The sequence below is a fragment of the Brachybacterium sp. P6-10-X1 genome (assembly GCF_001969445.1).
GTDB lineage: Bacteria > Actinomycetota > Actinomycetes > Actinomycetales > Dermabacteraceae > Brachybacterium.
In genome coordinates this window covers 3,182,314-3,203,312 of the sequence record NZ_CP017297.1, presented here as the reverse complement: position 1 = coordinate 3,203,312, position 20,999 = coordinate 3,182,314, and the positions used below count along the sequence as shown (strand labels likewise).

Genomic DNA, 20,999 nt, shown 5'->3' with positions numbered 1-20,999 from the left:
GTGCGTGACGTGGTGGGGTCAGAGCGCGAGCGACGGCTCGCTCACGCTGGCAGGGCGCGGCGCGATCTCGCCGCCGCGCAGGCGCCCGGCCACGAGGTAGACGGCGAGTCCGACCAGGGTGATCGCGGCGCCGCCCCACAGCGGGGCGGTGAATCCGAGCCCGGCGGCGAGGGTGAGGCCTCCGACCCAGGCGCCGAAGGCGTTGCCGAGGTTGAACGCTGCGATGTTCGCGCCCGAGGCGAGGCTCGGCCCGGCCGAGGCGTGGTTCATGATGCGCATCTGCAGTCCCGGCACGGTCGCGAACCCGAACCCACCCATCAGGACGAGCGCGATCACCGTGACGACCTGGGATGTCGCAGCGAGCGCGAACACGGCCAGGACCACGGCGAGCACCGCCAGGACGGTGACGAGAGTGGCGAACAGGTACTTGTCGGCGAAGCGGCCGCCCAGCAGGTTCCCGAGGAACAGACCTGCGCCGAAGAGGACGAGCAGCCACGGCACGGCGCCGGCGCTGAAGCCGCTCACGCCGGTGAGGGTGAAGGCGATGTAGGTGAAGGCTCCGAACATTCCGCCGTACCCGAGGATCGTCACCAGGATCGACAGCCACACCTGGGTGTTGCGGAAGATGCGGAACTCGCCCAGCACGCTGCCGGTGCGCTCGGGAGCGGGGGTCGCCGAGACGAGCACCGCGATGCCGATCAGCGCGATCACGCCGATCACGGTGATCGCCCAGAAGGTCGCGCGCCAGCCGGCAGCCTGCCCCAGGAAGGTGCCCAGCGGCACGCCGGCGACACTGGCGATGGTCAGCCCGGCGAACATGATCGAGATCGCCTGTCCGCGCCGATGGGGAGCGACGAGGTCGGCGGCGACGACCGCGCCGATGCCGAAGAAGGCACCGTGGCAGAGCGCAGCGATGATTCGGCCGAGCATCATCAGGGCGTCCGTATCGGCCAGTGCCGACAGCATGTTCCCGACGATGAACAGCAGCAACAGGGACAGCAGAGCCCTCTTGCGATCGATCTTCCCGAGTGCGGTGGTCAGCACGATGCCGCCGATCGCGACGGACAGGGCATAGCCGGAGATCAGGTAGCCGGCGACCGTCTCGGTCACGCCGAAATCAGCCGCGACCTCGGGCAGCAAGCCCATGATGACGAACTCGGTGAGCCCGATGCCGAAGCCGCCGAGGGCCAGGGCGAAGAGAGCTACAGGCATGAGACATGCTCCTCGAACACAGGGATTGGAAGCGTGTGCAACTGTTGCACACGCAGCCACAGATACTTGCACGCGCCGCCTATAGGCGCAAGCTGGTAGAGTTCCGAGCAACACGAGGAGGAGCATCCATGGGTATTGCGGACGACGCTGTCGAGATCCGGGCGCGCGGCTGGCGAACTCTCACGGCCCTGCACAGCCTGATCGAGACTCGGCTCGAGCGTGCCTTGCAGAGCGAGCACGCGATCTCCGTGGTGGAGTTCAGCGTGATGGACGCGCTGAGCAGGCAGGACGGCTGGCACATGCGGATGCAGCAGCTCGCCCACGCCGCCGCCCTTTCCAACAGTGCCACCACGCGGCTCGTCACCAGGCTCGAGGACCGGGGCTACCTCACGCGGATCCTCTGCCAGGACGATCGACGAGGCATCTACACGGAGCTCACGCCGGACGGATGGTCACTGCTCGAGCGCGCTCGACCCACGCACGACGAAGCACTGCAGGACGCACTCGACGAAGCACTCGAGACACCGGAGCTCCGCCCGCTCGCCGAGTCGCTCCCCGCACTGCGAGCGAGCAGCGCGCCGGGATGACAGAGCCGCCACCACGTCCTGGGCATCATGCAGCCAGGGCGCATCGGAAGCGCCACCATCTCTCTGCCCGGCCATGGGGAGCTCGGATCAGAGACCGGGACCACGAAGCGCTGTGACATCCGCTCCCTTCCGCTCAGTCCGGTCGTCGGCCTGATCCGACAGCACACACGAGGGCGCCCGCCGCCCCCGGTTCGGGAGCGGCGGGCGCCGTCGTGGTGCCGGAGCTGCCGTACGCGCCGACTCGGGCCCTGCCGACGTGCTGCGTCGCCCAGGGCCGGCCGGGGCCGGCCAGAGCCTGTCCGGACGGGTCAGATGACCGAGCGGCCCGCCTTGCGGGCTTCCTTGACGTCTTTCAGGAAGCCGCCGGCGATGGTGACCAGGATGCCGAACACGAGCACCGGCCACATGAGCACGTAGGCGGTCAGCAGAGCAGTCATGGGTCTCTCCTTCCGAGAGGGTGGCGGGGCGAGGCCCCGCCGTGGGGTGGCGAAGGGGTCAGTGGTGGGGGTCAGCGGTCGGTGGTGCCGGCGCCCTCGGCGGCCGGGGACGGACCGTCCGTCGCGGAGCCGTCGGAGGCAGGATCGCCCGCGATGGAGCCGACGCTCTCGTCCTCCTCGTCGAAGTCGCCGGTGACCCTGCGGATCACCGAGAAGTCGAAGTCCTGCTTCGAGCGGACGCTCATCAGGTAGCAGACCAGGAACGAGACCGAGTAGGCGACCAGCGAGCCGGACAGCGTCTCGTAGTCGCGCAGGTAGTCGAAGCCGAAGGGCAGCACGGCGATCGTCGCGATCGCGCCGATGATCACCGCCGGGCGCAGGCCGAAGAAGCCGAAGGACATGATGCCCAGCACCACGCCGACGCCGACGATCGCGAGCAGCTCGACGAACAGCGCCCAGGGCCCGACCAGAGGGATCAGCGCGAAGCGCACCGGCAGGAAGACGGCGAGCGCCGCGATCACGGAGACGGTGAACGCCTTGTTGGTGACCTTCTTCCAGTAGAAGGAGGCGATGACCGGGAAGACCAGGCAGCCCCACAGGGCGCCGACGAACACCAGTAGATCCAGGATGTTGAACTGCGCGGTGGCGAAGTACAGCGCCGCGGCGGTCGCCACGACCATGGTGAGGCGGCCGATCAGCAGCATCTTCTTGGGGTCGACCTTCTGGCGACCGACGGACTGGCCGTAGATGTCGGTCATCACGATCGAGCTGAGCGCCGACAGGTCGGAGTCGGCGGTGGAGGACAGCGAGCCGATGATCATGATGAAGGCCAATGCGATCAGGCCGACGGGCAGGTAGGTGCCGACCATCTGCGGCATCAGGTTGTTGATGTCGCCGTTCATGGGCTCGATGCCCAGGTACAGGGCCATCACGCCGAGCATGCCGATGCCGATCACGGTCGCGCCGTAGCCGATGGTGGCGGTGACGAAGGTGGGCTTGATGAGGTCCTCGCGCACCGCGAACAGGCGCTGGGCGATGGTCTGGTTGCCGATCGCGTAGGCGAGCACCGCGGCGATGTAAGGGGCGCCCTGGTTCATGAAGGCCTCGGAGGAGAAGAAGCTCTCCTGCTGCGGGGTGACATGGCCGGCGGCGACGCCGTCGGCGAACATCGACGGACCGCCGACGACGAAGAAGACGGCCGGGATGATCACGACCGCCGCGCCGAGCATGGCCATGACCTGTGCGAAGTCAGTCAGCACGGAGGCGCGGAAGCCGGACCACAGGGTGTAGAGCAGCACGCCGCCGGCGATGATGACGATGCCGTTGCCGAAGCTCATCGGGGAGAGCATCGCGATCAGCGCGCCACCAGCGATGAAGTTGGAGGTCAACGAGATGACCGAGCCGAGCACGTTGGAGCCGGCGAGCATCAGCTGCGAGGAGCGGCCGTGCCGGGCGTACATGACCTCGGCGAGGGTGTGCGCCTTGGGTGCGACCTTCCGGATCCGCTTGCCGAAGGGGTAGATGAACAGGATCATCAGCGCGCCCCAGAGCCCGTAGTGGATGGGGCCGGAGACGCCGTAGGTGTAGCCCGCGGTCACCGAGGCGTACATCGAGGACGCCCAGATCCAGGTGGCGGTCATGGAGGCGGCGGAGACGCCGAAGCCGATCTTGTTGCCGGCGGTCATGTAGTCGTCGGCGTTCTCCTTCCTGCGGGAGATCGCCACGGACATCCACATCGTGCCGCCGTAGAACAGCAGCAGAAGGAGGATCACTCCGATGGTTCCGAGCTGGGAGGTCTCTCCTGTGGGCGCGGGCGGCACTGCGTACTTCCTTTCATCGCGGGCATTCCGGTCACTCTCGGCCGGTGCACCGCGACGCCGGCGCGATGGCGCGCTGACGTCAGGGGTCCCTTCAGCGGGCCACCGGCAGGCGGCCCTGGAGCGCGTGCCGTCCGACGTCGACCCGGGCGGCGCCTCGCGCCTGCTCCGGGGATGTGCCTCTCGACGACTGCTGCAGAACTCGACCTCGTCGCGAAGGCGGTCCTGCGCATCACCAGCACCCTTAGGGCCGCATAGATACTCGCACACGAGGACTCTGATTGCCAGCTGGAGATACCCGTGAACGCTCACACGTGCAGGTCAGAGCGTCAAAAGTAATTGTCGGACAAGCAGATTCCGACGCTGTCAGCTCGCCCTGCATGGTGATGCAGCACACGGAGTGGTCAGCCGCCTGCGTGGGCCGTGCAGGGGCCCGGTGTCGTCCGTGCCATCGTCGCGGGCCCGCCCTCGTGATCGGAAACCCCACACGCGGAGGCCCGGGCGCCCCGCCCCTCGAGCCCGCCCAGCTCGCCCCGCCTCCCGGTCGACATCGCGGGCACCCACCGTTGCTAAGGTCAGGCCCATGACCCGCATCGGCCTCGTCGTCACCGATCCCACGACCTTCACCGCGGCCGATCCCCATCTCGACGCGGCGCCGCTGCGCGAGGCGCTCCGGCGTCGCGGTGCGGACGCCGAACTCACCGTCTGGCACGACGAGACCGTGGACTGGGCCGCCTTCGACCTGCTCGTGCTCCGCAGCCCCTGGGACTACGCCGGGCGGCCCGCGCAGTTCGCGGCCTGGCTGGAGCGGGTCGATGCGCTCACCGCCGTGCTCAACGAGCCCGAGCTGGTGCGATGGAACATGGACAAGCGCTATCTCGCCCAGCTCGAGGGCGTCGGCGTTCCCGTCGTGCCCACGAGCTACCACCACGAGATGTCCACCCTCGAAACCGCGCTGACGTCCCAGGCGGCCTCGACGCCGCACGTGGTCGTGAAGCCGACCGTCGGCGCGGGAGCACGGCACACGGGCCTGTTCGCCCGCCACTCCCCCGCCGCGCTCGAGCTCGGTCGCGCGATCCTCACCGAGGGCGGTGTCGTGATGCTGCAGCCCGAGGTGCCGGAGCTCTCCGAGGGCCGGGAGAAGGCGCTCTATGTGGTCGACGGTCAGGTCACCCACGCGATCGCGAAGGGAGCCCTGCTCCAGCGCGGCGGAGGCCTGCGCGGCGGCGCCTACCAGGAGAGCCCCGTGGTCCTCGAGGCCACCGCGCAGGAGCAGGCGTTCGCCGGGACGGTGCTGGCTGCGGTCGAAGAGGTGACCGGCCTGCCCCTGCCGCTGTACGGCCGGATCGACACCGTCGACTCCGCCCCGCACGGCCTGGTGCTGCTGGAGGCCGAGCTGTTCGAGCCCCTGTTCAACCTCCAGCTCGTCCCCGAGGTCACCGAGATCTTCGCCGACGCGATCCTCGCGCGGGGGTGAGGGGCACCGAACCCGACCGCCTCACAGCGCAGTGCGCCCGCGCACCCTGCGATTCCAGGCATCGTCCCGGGAGGGGACGGGCCGCCTCACGAACGGGCATGAGAAGAATCAGTGCGCTCGTCACCCTTGAAGGATCGGACACTCAGCGTTCTGATCCCAGGAGGCCATGGCGGCCTCCCCCGGCGACCCCGGACACTGGGCAGACCGCGCCCCCGCGATCGAGGAGATGCTCGCCCGCGACCGTCCGGACCTGCTGGGCCTCCACGCTGATCGCCGACCTCCTCCGGCAGGTCCATCTGCTGGGACTGCCCACGATCGTCACCGGCGATCTCAACTCCGTGGCCCAGGATTCCCCGGCCTCTGCGGTGCTGGTGGAGGACTCCGAGCAGCAGGACTCCTGGCTCGCCGCGGAGAAGCGGCTCAGCCCGAGCTGAGGCACGTTCCGCGCCTTCGAGGATGCGCGAATCCCTGAGTTCCGCATCGACGGGATCCTGCTCAGCCAGGACGTCCGCGTGCTCGACGCGCGCGTCGACGGCTTCCGTCTCGACGGAGCCCTCCCGCGCGACCATCTGCCCGTACGGACGCACGTGGAGCTGCCGGCGCAGCGCGCCGAGCAACCGCGATCCGTCGCTGCCCGACGGATCACGGCGGCGAGGCCGACAGATGCGGTCCTGGCGGCGGCGTGTTCAACGGCCTGTTGCTGCCAGAGGCTGCAGCTCCAGCAGGTGGCGGCCGGGCTCCCGCCCGCGCCGCCACGGCAGGCGGAGGCGCGGCCCGATCACCCCGTCGGCGACTCGCGCCACTCGGAGTCCGGGACCCCGTTGACCTCTTCGTGGCCCTCCGGGACGTCGAACCGCTGAGCCGTCAGATCACGAGGCTGCAGGGCGAACCCCTGCCAGTGCATCTCCATCGGAGACTGGTCCTCGTCGCGGGGAACATGGTGATATCCGACGGCCACCCAGGAGACGACGTCGTCCAGCGTCTCCTCGGCGCCGTCGTCCACGAAGTCCTCGACCCCGTCCCCGCAGTCGCCGGTGTTCTTCACGGCGAAGCGCTCGCACTCGTCGAAGTTGGTGAAGGCGACGTCGTATCCCGTCTCGTGCGCGTGGGCATGGGCATCCGTTCCGGCGTCGGCGAGGACATCGGCGAAGACGAACGAATCGGTCTTCTCCATCTCGATCTGATACGAGATCGGATGGCCGTCCTCGTTCAGCACCTCGGGATTGAGCACCCTCCACCAGCGCCGATCCTGCCACTTCGCGGTCGTGGGGTGCGTCAGCGACGTGAGCTGCCCCGTGAGCTCCGCCGATTCGTCCCCCATCTCTCCGGTGCGCTCGGCATCGAACTGCTGGACCTGCATCCCCCCGTCGCCGCCGAGGGCCCAGTTCACGCGCCAGACCGCGTTGTGCGAGTGGCTGGTGGCGTGCTCGTCCTCCCCCACGTCCCATCCGTGCTCCTCGTCGCTGTAGTCCACGGGCGAGAGGTCCCCGGTCGCGCCGAGCTGCACGTCGATCGAGCCGTCGGCGCCGAAGGTGTACTCGGTGATGTACTCGTACCAGCCGACGCGGGACACGGTGAACAGCTGCAGATCCGTCTTCCGGGTCGCGGCGGGGGCGACGGCGTCGCTCGAATGGTAGGCGACGCCGCCGTCGACCTCGGAGGAGCACAGCACGCCCCGGGTCTCCGATTCGCCGTACGTGCCGTCGCCGATGTTCGGGATGTCCGCGTCGAGGATGCTCCCGGTGCAGATGTCCTCGCCGAGGGTCTTCATCTTGGTGCCGCCGAACCCGGATTCGGTGATGTCATGGGTGTTGCGCCCGCCGTCGTCGTACGGCACCTCGAGCTGCGACAGCGACAGCGAGTCGATGATGCTGATCGGCTCCTCGCCGGGCGGGGTCAGGTGGATGTCGGAGACGACGAGGCCCATGTCCGGGTCGATGGACCAGCACATCGACCAGGTCGCCCCGCTCGAGAGGGACCTGGAGATCTCCTGCCCCTCGCCGCAGTCCAGCTCGGCCGCGGGCGCAGCCGCCGTCGTCTGCTCCTCCGACGCGTCGGGCGGCGATCCCTGGGGGCCGACGGCCACGACCCACACGAGTACCCCGGCGCAGATCGCCAGAAGCGCCGCCACGGCGATCCTGCGCTTGCTCACGGACTTCATCGACTTCATCGACCTCTCCCAGTACGACCTGCCGGCCGACATGCTGACCCTTCTTGGGTCCGACGCGTTGATGTCTGTGGACAGCGGAATGGTGGCGACCCGCAACGGGCCGCCACCATTCCTGTTACTGCCTCATCGGATGGTGTTCGCTCACACCTTCCGACGGTGATGCGTCACCAGTGCGGCAGCACCGGCCATGGTGAGCAGCGCAGCGACAGCCGCCACCGGGAGGACGTCGAACCCGGTATGCGCCAGGTCGCCGCCGGTCCCGGTCCCGGACTCGTCGCCATCGTCGCCCGCACCGGCGCCGGAGGACGAATCGTCGCCGTCGCCGGAGCCGGAGGACGAATCGTCGCCGTCGCCGGAGCCGCTGCCATCGCCCGAGCCGCCGCCGACGGTCGAGTCATCCTCGCCGCCCGGCGCCGGATCACCGCCGCCCTGCGCCTCGGTGACCGTGATGGCGTCCGAGGCGGAGTTGCCGTCACCATCGGTGACGATCAGCTCGTAGTCGCCGGGAGCGACATCTTCAGAGACCGTGACCTCGCTCACGAAGCCGCAGTCGTCACCGACCTCGATCTCCACCGTGGCTCCGACCTGGTTGCCCTCGGCGTCGACCAGCGCGACCGTCGCGGCACCGGGGGCGAACCCGCTGCCCGAGACGGTCACGGTTGCACCGGCCTCGGCGGAATCCGGCTCGATCGCGACAGTCTGATTGCTGACGCAGGAGCCTTCGCCCGGAGTCACCTCGAGGGTGTCCGTGGCCTCGTTGCCCTCAGGATCCGTCGCCGTGACGGTGTAGCCCTCGCCCGGGGTCGCATCCTCAGGGATCGGGAGCACCGTGCCCTCGGGGAAGGCACCGTTCTCATCCGTGGTGACCGTGACCGGATCGCCGACGGCATTGCCCTCGGCATCAGCCAGCTGCACCGAGACCTCGGTATCCGGGGCCCAGCCGCTGGAGACCAGCTCGGAGTCGCTGCCGACAGCCACCGGGGACGACGCGTCGATCGTGGCCTCGGTCGAATCCGCCGGAGTGATCTCGAGCGTGTCGGTCGCCTCGTTGCCCTCGGGATCGGTCGCGGTGATGGTGTAGCCATCGCCGGGCGTCGCATCCTCGGGGATCGGAAGCACGGAGCCCTCGGGGAAGGCACCGTTCTCATCGGTGGTGATGGTGACCGGGTCGCCGACGGGGTTGCCCTCGGGATCGGTCAGCTGGACGGACACATCGGTGTCCGGGGTCCAGCCGTCACCGGTCAGGTCGGACTCGCCACCGGCCGGAGCCGGCGAGGCGTCCACCAGCGGCGCATCCGCCGCGACGACCTCGATGGTGTCGGTGACCTCGTTGCCCTCGGGGCCGACCGCGGTGACCGTGAAGTCACCGGGCTCGGTGCCCTCGGGGATCGGGAGCACCGTGCCCTCGGGGAAGGCACCGTTCTCATCGGTCGTGACCGTGACCGGATCGCCGACGGCATTGCCCTCGGCATCGGTCAGCTGCACCGACACCTCGGACTCCGGGGCCCAGCCCTCGGAGACGAGCTCCGAGTCGTCACCGACGCGCACCGGAGAGGACGCCTCGAGGGTCGCCTCATCGGCCGAATCCGCCGGAGTGACCTCGAGATTGTCCGTCGCCTCGTTGCCCTCAGGATCCGTCGCGGTGACGGTGTACCCATCTGCCGGCGTCGCATCCTCGGGAACCGGGAGCACCGTGCCCTCGGGGAAGGCACCGTTCTCATCGGTCGTGACCGTGACCGGATCGCCGACGGCGTTGCCGTCCGGATCGGTCAGCTGGACGGACACCTCGGTCTCCGGGGCCCAGCCCGCCGATTCCAGGGTGGACTCGCCACCGGCCGGAGCCGGCGAGGAGGCATCCAGCGAGAACAGCTCGGCATCGGCCGCCACCACCTCGATGGTGTCGGTCGCCTCGTTGCCCTCGGGATCCGTCGCGGTGACGGTGTAGCCCTCACGCGGCGTCGCATCCTCGGAGATCGGGAGCACCGTGCCCTCAGGGAAGGCACCGTTCTCATCCGTGGTAACCGTGACCGGATCGCCGACGGCATCGCCCTCGGGATCAGTCAGCTGGACAGACACCTCGGTGTCCGGGGCCCAGCCCTCAGAAGCGAGCGTGGACGCATCGCCCACGCGCACCGGCGAGGACGCGTCGATCGTGGCCTCGGCTGCATCGGCCGGGACGATCTCGAGCGTGTCGGTCGCCTCGTTGCCCTCGGGATCGGTCGCGACGACCGTGAAGTCACCGGGCTCGACACCCTCCGGGATCGGAAGCACGGAGCCCTCGGGGAAGGCACCGTTCTCATCGGTGGTGACCGTGACCGGATCGCCGACGGCATTGCCGTCCGGATCGGTCAGCTGCACCGACACGTCCGTGTCCGGGGTCCAGCCCTCACCGGTCAGAGTGGACTCGCCACCGGCCGGGGCCGGGGTGGACGCATCCACCAGCGGGGCGTCCGCCGCGACGACCTCGAGGGTGTCCGTCGCCTCGATGCCCTCGGGATCCGTCGCGGTGACGGTGTACCCATCAGCCGGCGTCGCATCCTCGGGAACCGGGAGCACCGTGCCCTCGGGGAAGGCACCGTTCTCGTCCGTGGTGACCGTGACCGGATCGCCGACGGCGTTGCCGTCCGGATCGGTCAGCTGCACCGACACGTCCGTGTCCGGGGTCCAGCCCTCGGAGACGAGCTCGGAGTCATCACCGACGCGGACCGGGGAGGACGCCTCAAGGGTCGCCTCATCGGCCGAATCCGCCGGGGTGACCTCGAGCGTGTCGGTCGCCTCGTTGCCCTCGGGATCCGTCGCGGTGACGGTGTACCCATCAGCCGGCGTCGCGTCCTCAGGGATCGGGAGCACCGTGCCCTCGGGGAAGGCACCGTTCTCGTCCGTGGTGACCGTGACCGGATCGCCGGCGGGGTTGCCCTCGGGATCGGTCAGCTGCACGGACACGTCCGTGTCCGGGGTCCAGCCCTCACCGGTCAGAGTGGACTCGCCACCGGCCGGGGCCGGGGTGGACGCATCCACCAGCGGGGCGTCCGCCGCGACGACCTCGAGGGTGTCCGTCGCCTCGATGCCCTCGGGATCCGTCGCGGTCACCGTGAAGTCACCGGGCTCGGTGCCCTCGGGAACCGGGAGCACCGTGCCCTCGGGGAAGGCACCGTTCTCATCGGTCGTGACCGTGACCGGATCGCCGACGGCGTTGCCGTCCGGATCGGTCAGCTGCACCGACACGTCCGTGCCCGGAGTCCAGCCCTCGGAGGTCAGGTCGGACTCACCACCGGCCGGGACCGGCGAGGACGCCTCAAGGGTCGCCTCATCGGCCGAATCCGCCGGAGTGATCTCGAGCGTGTCGGTCGCCTCGTTGCCCTCGGGATCCGTCGCGACGACCGTGAAGTCACCGGGCTCGACACCCTCCGGGATCGGGAGCACGGAGCCCTCGGGGAAGGCGCCGTTCTCGTCGGTGGTGACCGTGACCGGATCACCGACGGCATTGCCGTCCGGATCGGTCAGCTGCACGGACACGTCCGTGTCCGGGGTCCAGCCCTCACCGGTCAGAGTGGACTCGCCACCCGCCGGAGCCGGGCTCGAAGCGCCGATCAGGGGGTCCGTGGCGGCGAGATCACACGCATCGACCCGGACGCCGGCGTTGCCGATGCCCAAGCGTGATGTGCCGTCCAGGACGCCGATGCTCAATGCCGAGACCTCGAGGCCCGAGACTGCTTCTGAGCCATCCGGCATCTGGCAGGTCTGCGTCTCCTGGTGGTTGATCTGCACCGAGAACAGGTTGTTGGCGATCAGCTCGAGGAAGGGATCCAGAGCGGCGCGCACCGGGACCGTCATCAGGTCGGTCTTGATGGTGGTGAACGCTTCGTAGATCACGCCCTCGGGGTTGGTGATCGTCTCGTTGATCGGAGTCATGATCGGCCCCATGGCGCTCATCGCGCCCTCGAGGGCCGCGCAGGTCGCCGCTCCGGTGAGACCGCCGGGGGCGCACTCGAAGTTCGTGACCTCTCCGGCCAGCGTCATGTCCCACGAGGCCGTGGTGCCGTCGGGGGCGGACACCGAAGAGCTGATGCTCACGCTCTCCAGAGAGTCCATCGCGGTCCCGACGGAGAGGTCGACGGTCTCGTCGATGACATCGTGCACGCTGCTCGCGATGAACGGGTAGGTCTCGTCATCGATGAGCTCGGTGTTCGGGTTCTGGTTGTTGATGCCGACGGGACGATCGATGAGACCGTCGTCGTTGCCACCGATCCGGCCCAGGTCGACCACGACGGTGCCCTCGCTGAGATTGATCTCGGCGAGGCCGTCATCCGTGGCGATCGGTCCGAGGAGGGTGGCGTCGAGGACGTCCTCCTGCAGAGTGCTGGAGACTTCGGTGTCCACCGTGAGACCGGGGACCGGCAGTGCACCCGCCAGGTCCAGGCTGTCGTTGATGGTGCCGGTGACCTCCTGCTCCATCTGTCCGGCTGCGTCGCTGAGTCCGTCGCCGGCGGCCTGGACGGCCGGGGAGTGGAGTTCGAGCTTCATATCGCCGACGCGGTACTGGCCCATCTCGCCCACGGCGTCGGGATCCTGGAACTCACCGTTGACCGACTCGACCCACGCACCGCCGAGCCCGAAGCTCAGATCGGCTTGATCGATCATCTGATCGGTGATCGTGTCGGCCCCGCTGGCCTTGGCGATGGACAGGAGATCAATCCGGGCCGTGCCGAATTCGCCGTCCGTGCCATCGAGGGTGAGCCCGCCATCGGCCCCGGCGATACCAGTGATGGCCTCGCCGTTCTGGGCGTCCGTCGCGGTCGACTGGCTCTGGATCGTCCCGACCTCACCGAACTCGAGGAATTCATCGAGCGGGATCTGGTACCCGGAGCCGAAGTCGACGACCTCGTTGCCACCGATGGCGCCGTTGAACGCTTCGGTGTTCGGGCCCGGGTTCGAGTCGGAACCGGCCTGGGACTGCCCGAGGCCGATGATGTCCTCGTCCCCGAGCGACATCCCCACGACGCTGGCCTCGGATTCCGTCGGCTCGTCGGGGTACGTGTTCAGGCCGAGCGCTGAGGCGGGGCCAGCGGTCAGAAGAGCACCCGCCACCCCGAGCGCTGCACCGCGAGCGACCCGGCGTCGCCAAGGGCGCCGTCGTCGAGGTGGGGGTGGGTTGACGAGTGGTCCTCGTTCGGGATCAAGCATGGTTTCCCTCTCTCGCGCGACGTCACCGGGCATTATTTTGCTGACGATCGTCGAAGAGGTGAGCGAAGAATTCCGCCTGGTCCTGATCGTCAACGTACCCAGCCAACATGGAGGAAAGAGAGTCCGTCAAGGGTTGACGCGTTCTTTCCTGAGAATTTCCTCAACGCGCGTGATACACGACCTTCACGCGCCCCGCAAGTGTGGTCCGCGTCGGAGGCACAAACGTCAAAGGAGCCCACGACCTGGCGATACGCATGCACGCAACGCCCTACCAGGCGGTCGAAACGGTCATATCCGTCGGGTCACGACCGGGTAACGAAGCTTGAATCAGCCGCACCGAGCTCGCCATACATGATTTTCAGCGACTGCCCAGGTGGCGAGCCCGAGGATTGCATTGACATCAGGGGGAACGCCCTTGATGTCCGAAATGGGACGCTTACAACAATCGCTTTCAGTGGTCACCCAATTGTTCGATGCCAGCCATGAGAGAAGTTGTGCTCCCTACCGTGCGTCGCACATCCGAGCCACAGTGGCCCATCCCCGGGGCAGACGGACGGGTGCCTGGGCCCTCCGGGCGCCCGGCTTCGGGGGTGAGTCCGAGCGCGACGTCAGCTCTCTGCGGCCCGTGCGGTCGACTCCCGCTCGATCACCTGGGTCTCGAGCTTGAACGGGTGGGCGAACAGACCCGGGTCCGAGGACAGCGCCAGCAGGCGTTCCACGGCGACCTGACCCATCGAGAACAGCGGCTGGCGCACGGCCGTGAGCTGCGGATGGGTCCAGCTGGCGATCATGGTGTCGTCGAAGCTGACCACGCTGAGGTCCTCCGGAATGGAAACCCCGCGCCGGCGGGCGGCCCGCAGCACGCCGACGCCAAGGGTGTCTGCCACCGCGAAGATCGCCGTGGGCGGCTCGGGCAGGTCCAGCAGCGTCTCCGCGCTGCGCTGACCGTCCTCGTAGCCGAAGCTGCCGTGCTCGATGAGCGCGGGGTCCACGGGGACCCCGGCCTGGGCGAGGGCGCTGTGATACCCCTGGACGCGCTGCCGGGCGGGAACGGATTCCTCCGGGCCGCCGATGATGCCGATCCGCCGGTGCCCGAGGTCGAGCAGATGCTGGACGGCGCTGTTGCCGCCCTCCCAGTTGGTTGCGGAGATCGCGACGATGCCCTTGGTGTCGGGACCGATGGTCACAGGGTCGATGGCGATCAGCGGCAGCTTGAGGTCTCGGCTCCAGCGGGCGTGCTGCGGGCCGACCGGCGAGGTCACGGCGATGAGCCCCTCCACCCCGCGGGCGGAGAGGTCCGCCATCATCGCCCGGGTCGGGCCCTGGTAGCCGGGGCCGCGCTCGTCCACGCTCACCACCAGCAGGTCGACATCGGCCCGGCGGGCGGACTGCTCCGCGCCTTCGAGCACCTGGAGCGCGTAGGGGCTGGTGAGGGTGTCGAAGTGGATCATCACGGAGCGTCGGCGGTCGGTCTCGCGCCGCTTGGGCTGATAGCCGAGCGTCCGCGCGGCGGCGGCCACCTCTTCGCGCGTCGAGTCGCGTACGTCGGCCCGCCCGTTCATGACCTTCGAGGCGGTCGCGAGAGAGACCCCGGACCGCTCGGCGACGTCCTTCAAGGTGACGCGGCCCTGCCGCGAACCGTCCTCCGGCATCTCCACATCCTCCCCGTCGATCGCGGCACCGTCACAGCGCGGCACCATCACGGCATCGTCCTGTGGAGGATATCCGCCCGGCGGCGCGCTCTCCGCACCCGATCGCCGTGACCGCGGATGCCACTCCCCATAGCGTAAACCAAATCATAGTTTTCCGACAGTTTTCGTTCCTTTTCTGGTCGTGTCCGGGTCGTGGGACCCGGCCGGCCCCGGTCCCGCCGCCCCCGGATCGCTGACCCGCGGCAGGAGTCCCCCGAGCCCGCCGCCCCTGGCTGCTGCCCGCGACACGCCTGTCGGCCCCCGGCAGCGTCCGTGCGGCATCGACGGCGCGCACCGCGTCGGTCCCACCACGAGGGCGGCGGCTCGCTCCAGCAGCGCCGCCAGCTCGACCGCCAGCTCGACCGGCTGCGCGACCGCCTCTGAGCCCGAAGCGTCCATCCGCCGACGGCCGCAGGCCCCCGCTCGATATCGGGGCATGTCGTCTCAGCCCTTGACGGAGCCGAGCATGACGCCGGTGACGAAGTACCGCTGCACGAACGGGTACACGCACAGGATCGGGATCAGGATGAGGATCATCGTGACCGACTGGATGTTGGCGTTGATCGCGTCGACGCTCCCGCCGGACGCGGCGGCACCTTCGGATGCCGCCGTCGAGGCCCCGGCGATCAGGTTCCGCAGGAACAGCGTCACGGGGAACAGATCCGTCTTGTCCAGGTACAGGAAGGCGTTGAACCAGTCGTTCCAGTATTGCACCGAGTAGAACAGGACCATCGTGGCGATCACCGCCTTCGACAGCGGCAGCACGATCCGGAAGAAGATGCCGAACCAGGAGAGTCCATCGATCTGCGCGGCCTCCTCCAGATCATTCGGCAGGTTCTCGAAGAAGGCCTTCATGACCAGGAGGTTGAACACCGACAGTGCTGGCGGGAGGATCACCGCCCACATCGTGTTCTTCATGCCCAGCGAGGAGATCAGGACATAGTTCGGCACGATGCCGCCGTTGAAGAACATCGTGAAGACGGCGATGCCGATCAGAAGGCTACGGCCTCGCAGATGCTTCTTCGACAGCACCCAGGCATACGTGGTGGTCAATGCCATCGCGATCGTCGTGCCGAGGACGGTGTACAGCACGGTGTTCCCGTAGCTGCGCCAGAAGTCCTCGTTGCGCGCCACCGCCCGGTAGGTGTCGAGGTTGAAGTCGACGGGGAACAGGCTCACCTTGCCGGCGTTGATCGCCCCGGCCGAGCTGAACGACTGAGCGAGCAGCATGACGAACGGGTAGAGCATGATCGCGCACATGATCAGCAGCGCGGTCATGTTCAACACGGTGAAGATCCGGTAGGACCGGGAATCCTTGATCGCCGTGCTCCGTCGGACGACAGGGTCGGGCCTGCGGGCCTCCGCCTGCATCGATTCGATCACCATAGGCTCGTCCCCACCAGTCGTTTCGAGATCATGTTCGCGCCCATGACCATCACGAATCCGATGATCGCCTGGAACAGGCCGATGGCGGCCGCGTAACTGAGGTTGTTGGACACCAGACCCACCCGGTAGAGGTAGGTCGAGATGACGTCGCCGGTCGAATACGTCATCGGGTTGTACAGCAGCAGGACCTTCTCGAAGCCGACCTGAAGGAAGTTGCCGATGTTGAGGATCAGCAGCGTCACCATCGTCGGCCGGATGCCGGGGAGCGTCACGTGCCAGGTCTGCTTCCAGCGATTGGCGCCGTCGATGCGGGCCGCCTCGTACAACTGATCGTCCACCGCGGTCAGCGCCGCCAGGTAGAGGATCGTGCCCCAGCCGACGGTCTGCCAGGCTTCGGAGGCCACGTAGATGAAGCGGAACCACTCGGCCTGCTGCAGGAACGAGATCGCATCCCCGCCGAAGGCTTCGACCAGCTGGTTCACCGTGCCCTGCAGGGACAGGAGCTGGTAGATCATGCCGACCACGATCACCACGGAGAGGAAGTGCGGCAGGTAGCTGATCGACTGCACGATCCGCTTGAAGTGCCGACGGCGGACCTCGTTGAGCATCAGCGCCAGGATGATCGGCAGCGGGAAGCAGACCACCAGGGTCATCGTGCCGATGATCGCCGTGTTCGCGAAGACGTTCCAGAACGCGGGGTCGGTGATGAACAGCTTGATGTAGAACAGGCCGACGAACTCTTCGCCGAAGATGCTGCCGCCCGGACGGAACCGGCGGAAGGCGATCGCGTTGCCGAGCATCGGCACGTAGCGGAAGATCGCGAGATAGATCAGGGGCAGCACGACGAAGGCATACAGCGGCCAGTCGCGCTTCAGCGTGCGTTTCCAGGAGCCGGGCCGCCGCTTGAGCGGCGCCGGCCTCGACACCGCATCCTGCGTCGCGGCCCTCCGTGTCTTGGTCGTCGTCATGGAAGGGTCCCTTCGTCGTCGGTGGGATCGTTCACCCATTCGCCTCGACGAAGCGGGAGCGCGCAGTGTTGATGAGCTCCATGTAGCGGGACATGCCCGCGGCCTCGAGCTCGGCGACGAAATCGTCCCATTCGCCCAAGTCGCGCTCGCCCATGATGAACTGCAGCGTCGCCGTGTCGACGGCGTCCTTCAGGGGGGTCGACATGAGGGAGGCCTTCTCGAGCTCTGCCTCCTCCAGGGGAACCGGCGGGATCGGGTCCCGCGGATCGCGGGTGGACAGCACGTCCTCGATGTACTGCACGAACTCCGGCGTGCTGTAGGACTCCTTGAGCGATCGCGACTCGGTCGACTCCGCCGGGAAGGTCGCGAACCCGAGGTCGGCGTTGATGTCGACCTCGGCGCCGCTGTTGATGTTGTACGACTCCATCGCGAACCCGTCCTTCAGCTCGATCGTGCCGTCGTCCGCCTTCGTGTATGTCTCTCCCTCGATACCCCATCGCAGCATCTCCCGAGCGGCGGGATTGAAGTACAGCCAGTCGGTGAACTGCAGGGTGGCCAGGAAGTTCTCGGACTGGGTGATGTCGGAGTTGAGCATGAAGCCGTGCCAGAAGTTGCGGGGTTCGACGTGATCACCGGCCGGGCCGGCCGGCGGTGGGATCAGAGAGACCTCGAAGTTCCCCTCGCCGACGGTCTCGTTCAGCGCCTGGGCGAACTCGATGGCCGTCCCGGAGGAACCGGATGCCGCGAAACACAGCTCGTTGGCGAACTTCTCGCTGACGTCCGCGGCACCGGAGCCGTCGTTGGACGCGGTGAGCGATTCGCGGTCGATCAGCCCCTCCTCGACCAGCGAGTGGAAGTACTCGACCAGCGACTTGTACTCGTCGGTCGCCGGCGCGTAGACGAGCTCGTCCCCCTCGGAGTCGATATAGCCGCCGCCGAAGCCCCAGCCGGCGATGGTGCCGAAGGCGTGCGCGGCGTAGTTGAGCATCGACTGCGCTTCGAACCCGTCCGCCAGCGGCACCGAGTCCGGGTACGCCTCCTTGACGGCGCGCAGCCCGTCTCGCAGCTCCTCCCACGTGGTGGGGACGGCGCCGACGACGTCCTCGAAGACGTCCTTGCGCACGACCAGGGAGAAGACAGGGACGGAGACCTCCTGCAGGCCGGGGAGCATGTAGTACTTCCCGTCGGCCTGCTTGATGTTCTCGATCATCTGGCCGAGCTCCCACTCCTTGACGTACTTCTGGAAATTGGGCATGTGCTCGACGTAATCGCTCATCGGGACCACCGCCCCGGAGGAGACGTACGGAGAGTCCTCTCCCGTATAGACCAGGGGGATGAGGGTCGGCGCGTCGCCTGCGCTGATCAGCAGGCTGCGCTTCTCCTCGTGGTCGCTGAACGGGATATGCGTCAACTTCAGCTCGACGTTCGTGAGCTCCTTGATGTGGTCGAAGATCCTCCAGGATTCCTCGACCGGAACTTCCGGCCAGTCCGTCCACAGGATGCCGACCTCGATCGGCTCGGTCGCCGTGAACTGGGTGTCGGCGGCGAAGTCCTCCATGGCGCCGACGTTCTGCGCGTCGACGTCGACGGGCTCGTCCTCGGCGCTGCTCGCACCACATGAGGCGAGGGCGATCGAGCCGAATGCGGCAGCGGAGAGACCGACGAAACCTCGTCGGGACTGCGAGAGGTGGAAGGGGTTGAGCGTCATTGCCGTCTCCTCATCGGGATGGTCGCAGCACCGGGACGGTGCGGCGGAGGCATCGGAACGGATGCCCGACGTGCCCTCATCGGTTCATCCGCCGCCACGAGGGCGGAAGGACGGGCCGGTCGGGCCGCCGGTGGGGCCGGCAGCACTCCTGCACGGAGAGCGCGGGCCCCGATCGTGCTGGGTACCGCAGCATCGCGGCACCGACTGCATTACCGAGACTTTCGTTGAAGTTTCGTTGTTGCACTTAACTTAATGGCGAGAGTAACGTAGGTCAAGAGATCCCACAAATACGCCCGCGACGCCGCGGTCGAGGATTGGAGCTGCCATGACCAGGTCATACACCTCAATCTCGCGGCCACCCAGCACGCACAGCCACCGAATCGGCAGGTAACAGTCTTGCAACTTCGAACACGATCGTCACGAAAGTTTCGTTTTCGATGGCATGCTAGGGTCCTGGCAGACCGTCGGACACCGTCTCGGACACCGTCCAGGAGGACTCATGGCGCCACCTCGCCGATCACGCGGTCTTTTCACCGAGATCACCGAGACCGTCTACTGGTTCCTCGTCATCGACGTGATGCTCGTGCTCACCTCGGCGCCCACGATTGTGGTCTGGACGCTGATCGCCCAGGGCGAGCTGAACGCGCTGCTGTTCGCGATCGCCGCGCTCCCGCTGCTGCCGGCGATCTCGGGGGCCCTGTACACCTGGAGGGCCCGGAGCACGGATGACGAGCTGGTCCCGGCGCGCCGCTTCCTGCACGGCTATCGGGTGAATCTGCGCGACAGCATGTCCGTGGGCGGGCCCGCGCTGCTGGTGCTCGGGCTGCTCCTGTTCAACATCGCTCACGGGGATGCCGCGGACACCCGCGCCCTCAACGCGGTCTTCGGGGTGCTGGCGGTCCTCGCCCTGCTGGTCCTGACACGGGCACTGTCGATCGTCTCGGCCTTCTCCTTCCGGACCATCGACGTCTACCGCCTGACGGCGTTCACCCTGCTGACCAAGCCGCTGTCGACGCTGGCGCTGATCTCGCTGGGCGTGCTGACGCTGGGGCTGATCCTCGTGATCGGCGAATTCCTGCTCCTGGTGACCGGATCACTCCTGACCTTCGCCCTCTGGGTCTCGGAGAAGCCCGTCGCCCAGCTGCTGACCGAGAGGTTCGTCCTCACGGACGAGACGGCGCAGGCCGAGTGAGCTCCACCGATCCCCCGCCGCGCGGGATCGAGATCTGTGACCTCTGCCCTGCGACGCCGATCTCGTAGTCGCCGGCGAAGCCACGGACCGCGACCGCTCCGTCGTCGTCAGTGCGAAGCACGTGGCGGCCCATCCACCACTCGTCGCGGATCAGCTGCTTCAGCGCGTGGTAGCCCGGCTTGGGCGACCCATCCGCACGGACCAGGCCGGCCGGCGCCCCCAGCCACGCTCCCGCGTCCCCCAGGCCCCAATAGGTCAGCGACTCGACCGCGGGTCGGGCGAGGACGGTGCGGTAGTGCCGCACCAGTTCATCGGCCTGCCGGTCCTCCCCCTCAGGCGTGGTCGGCCAGGACTCCACGACGTGGTCGTTGAGGTCGACGATGTGGGACGGCATGAGATCGCCGGAGACCAGCGTGGTCTCGGTCAGCTGGATCGGCAGACCGAAGCGGGAGAAGCGCTCGATGACCTCGGTGATCTGCTCCTCTCCCCGGAAACCCTGGTGCATATGGGTCTGCAGCCCGATGGCGCCGATGTCGATCCCTGCGTCCAGGCATTCCTCGATGACGTCCTCGAAGGCGGAGGAGAGATCGAAGTCGTTCAACACCAGACGGGCGTGCGGGTTCGCGGCCCGCGCCGTCTCGAACGCGAGGCGGATGACATGCATCCGCCCACGGGCCCGGGCGAGCCGGGTGACGGCGTTGTCCTCCGCCTCGAAGGTCGGCAGGATCACCGTCTCGTTGATCGCGTCCCACTGGTCGATGAGGCCTGCGAAGTCCGAGGCCTCCCGCGTGATCCGGGTGGTGATCGCCCGCTCGACGTCCTGCGCATCGAGGTCGAGCAGCCACGACGGGGCGAGGGTGTGCCACAGCAGCGGGTGCCCCTTGAGGGTCACGCCCCGGGCGTGCAGGAATCCGGCCAGGCGTCGGAGCCGTTCGGTGTCGGGAGCGCCCGGAGCGGGTTCGAACCATCGCCAGTAGAACGGCAGCGTGGCCATGGTGAACAGGTCCAGCCACAGGGACGTGCACGCATCGGGCTCATCGGGCCGCAGCTCGAAGGCCGTGCACCCGAAGCCGAACGCATGCCGGATCTGCTCGACCTCGACGTCGGCGCCCACCATCGGCTCACCGTGCTCGTCCACGATCCGCACCCGAGCATCCTCGACCCGGGCGG

Annotated in this window: 13 protein-coding genes; 3 read left to right on the top strand and 10 right to left on the bottom strand. The window is 67.9% G+C overall.

Translation table 11 applies throughout. The annotated features are described in order from the left end of the window. Positions 1-18: 18 nt before the first annotated feature. Entirely contained in the window at positions 19-1,212 is a 1,194-nt protein-coding gene (locus tag BH708_RS14425) for an MFS transporter (RefSeq protein WP_076809726.1), read from the bottom strand. A 128-nt stretch (positions 1,213-1,340) separates the two neighbouring features. Here BH708_RS14425 and BH708_RS14420 point away from each other — a divergent pair, with 128 nt between their 5' ends. Continuing rightward, a complete protein-coding gene (locus tag BH708_RS14420) occupies positions 1,341-1,799 on the top strand; it encodes a MarR family winged helix-turn-helix transcriptional regulator (protein WP_076809724.1) in 459 nt (152 codons plus the stop codon). 308 nt (positions 1,800-2,107) lie between these two features. Here the strand turns inward: BH708_RS14420 and BH708_RS20160 are convergent, their stop codons facing one another. Together BH708_RS20160 and BH708_RS14415 are read right to left on the bottom strand one after the other, a co-directional pair. Continuing rightward, complete coding sequence (locus BH708_RS20160; RefSeq protein WP_216639475.1) at positions 2,108-2,236, bottom strand: putative transporter small subunit; 129 nt, start codon at positions 2,234-2,236, stop codon at positions 2,108-2,110. Between the two features lie 71 nt (positions 2,237-2,307). Continuing rightward, positions 2,308-4,056 carry a sodium:solute symporter family protein gene (locus tag BH708_RS14415; protein WP_076809722.1) on the bottom strand — a complete coding sequence of 583 codons (1,749 nt, stop codon included), beginning with the start codon at positions 4,054-4,056 and terminating at the stop codon, positions 2,308-2,310. A 580-nt stretch (positions 4,057-4,636) separates the two neighbouring features. Between BH708_RS14415 and BH708_RS14410 the strand changes: the two genes are divergently transcribed. Beyond that, positions 4,637-5,530: a RimK family alpha-L-glutamate ligase gene (locus BH708_RS14410; RefSeq protein WP_076809720.1), complete on the top strand. Its 894-nt coding sequence runs from the start codon at positions 4,637-4,639 to the stop codon at positions 5,528-5,530. Positions 5,531-6,308: 778 nt separating this feature from the next. Here the strand turns inward: BH708_RS14410 and BH708_RS14400 are convergent. The 6 genes from BH708_RS14400 to BH708_RS14370 form a co-directional block, all read right to left on the bottom strand. Further along, entirely contained in the window at positions 6,309-7,733 is a 1,425-nt protein-coding gene (locus BH708_RS14400) for a copper amine oxidase (RefSeq protein ID WP_253705341.1), read from the bottom strand. Between the two features lie 108 nt (positions 7,734-7,841). Then, a complete protein-coding gene (locus BH708_RS14390; protein ID WP_157235978.1) occupies positions 7,842-12,977 on the bottom strand; it encodes a choice-of-anchor G family protein in 5,136 nt (1,711 codons plus the stop codon). A gap of 515 nt (positions 12,978-13,492) precedes the next feature. Beyond that, positions 13,493-14,584 (bottom strand): LacI family DNA-binding transcriptional regulator, encoded by a 1,092-nt coding sequence (locus BH708_RS14385; RefSeq protein ID WP_253705340.1) that lies wholly within the window; start codon positions 14,582-14,584, stop codon positions 13,493-13,495. Between the two features lie 435 nt (positions 14,585-15,019). Then, complete coding sequence (locus tag BH708_RS14380; RefSeq protein ID WP_076811345.1) at positions 15,020-15,946, bottom strand: carbohydrate ABC transporter permease; 927 nt, start codon at positions 15,944-15,946, stop codon at positions 15,020-15,022. Between the two features lie 8 nt (positions 15,947-15,954). Further along, positions 15,955-16,929, bottom strand: coding sequence for a sugar ABC transporter permease (locus tag BH708_RS14375; RefSeq protein ID WP_157235976.1), 975 nt, complete (start codon positions 16,927-16,929; stop codon positions 15,955-15,957). A 31-nt stretch (positions 16,930-16,960) separates the two neighbouring features. Beyond that, entirely contained in the window at positions 16,961-18,637 is a 1,677-nt protein-coding gene (locus tag BH708_RS14370) for an extracellular solute-binding protein (RefSeq protein WP_076809710.1), read from the bottom strand. Positions 18,638-19,136: 499 nt separating this feature from the next. On the opposite strand from BH708_RS14370, the gene BH708_RS14365 reads away from it, so the two are divergent. Beyond that, positions 19,137-19,829 (top strand): DUF624 domain-containing protein, encoded by a 693-nt coding sequence (locus BH708_RS14365; RefSeq protein ID WP_076809708.1) that lies wholly within the window; start codon positions 19,137-19,139, stop codon positions 19,827-19,829. Here BH708_RS14365 and BH708_RS14360 read toward each other — a convergent pair. After that, entirely contained in the window at positions 19,801-20,976 is a 1,176-nt protein-coding gene (locus BH708_RS14360; RefSeq protein WP_371329848.1) for an endo-1,4-beta-xylanase, read from the bottom strand. The two genes, BH708_RS14365 and BH708_RS14360, sit on opposite strands and share 29 nt — an antisense overlap. Positions 20,977-20,999 lie beyond the last annotated feature (23 nt).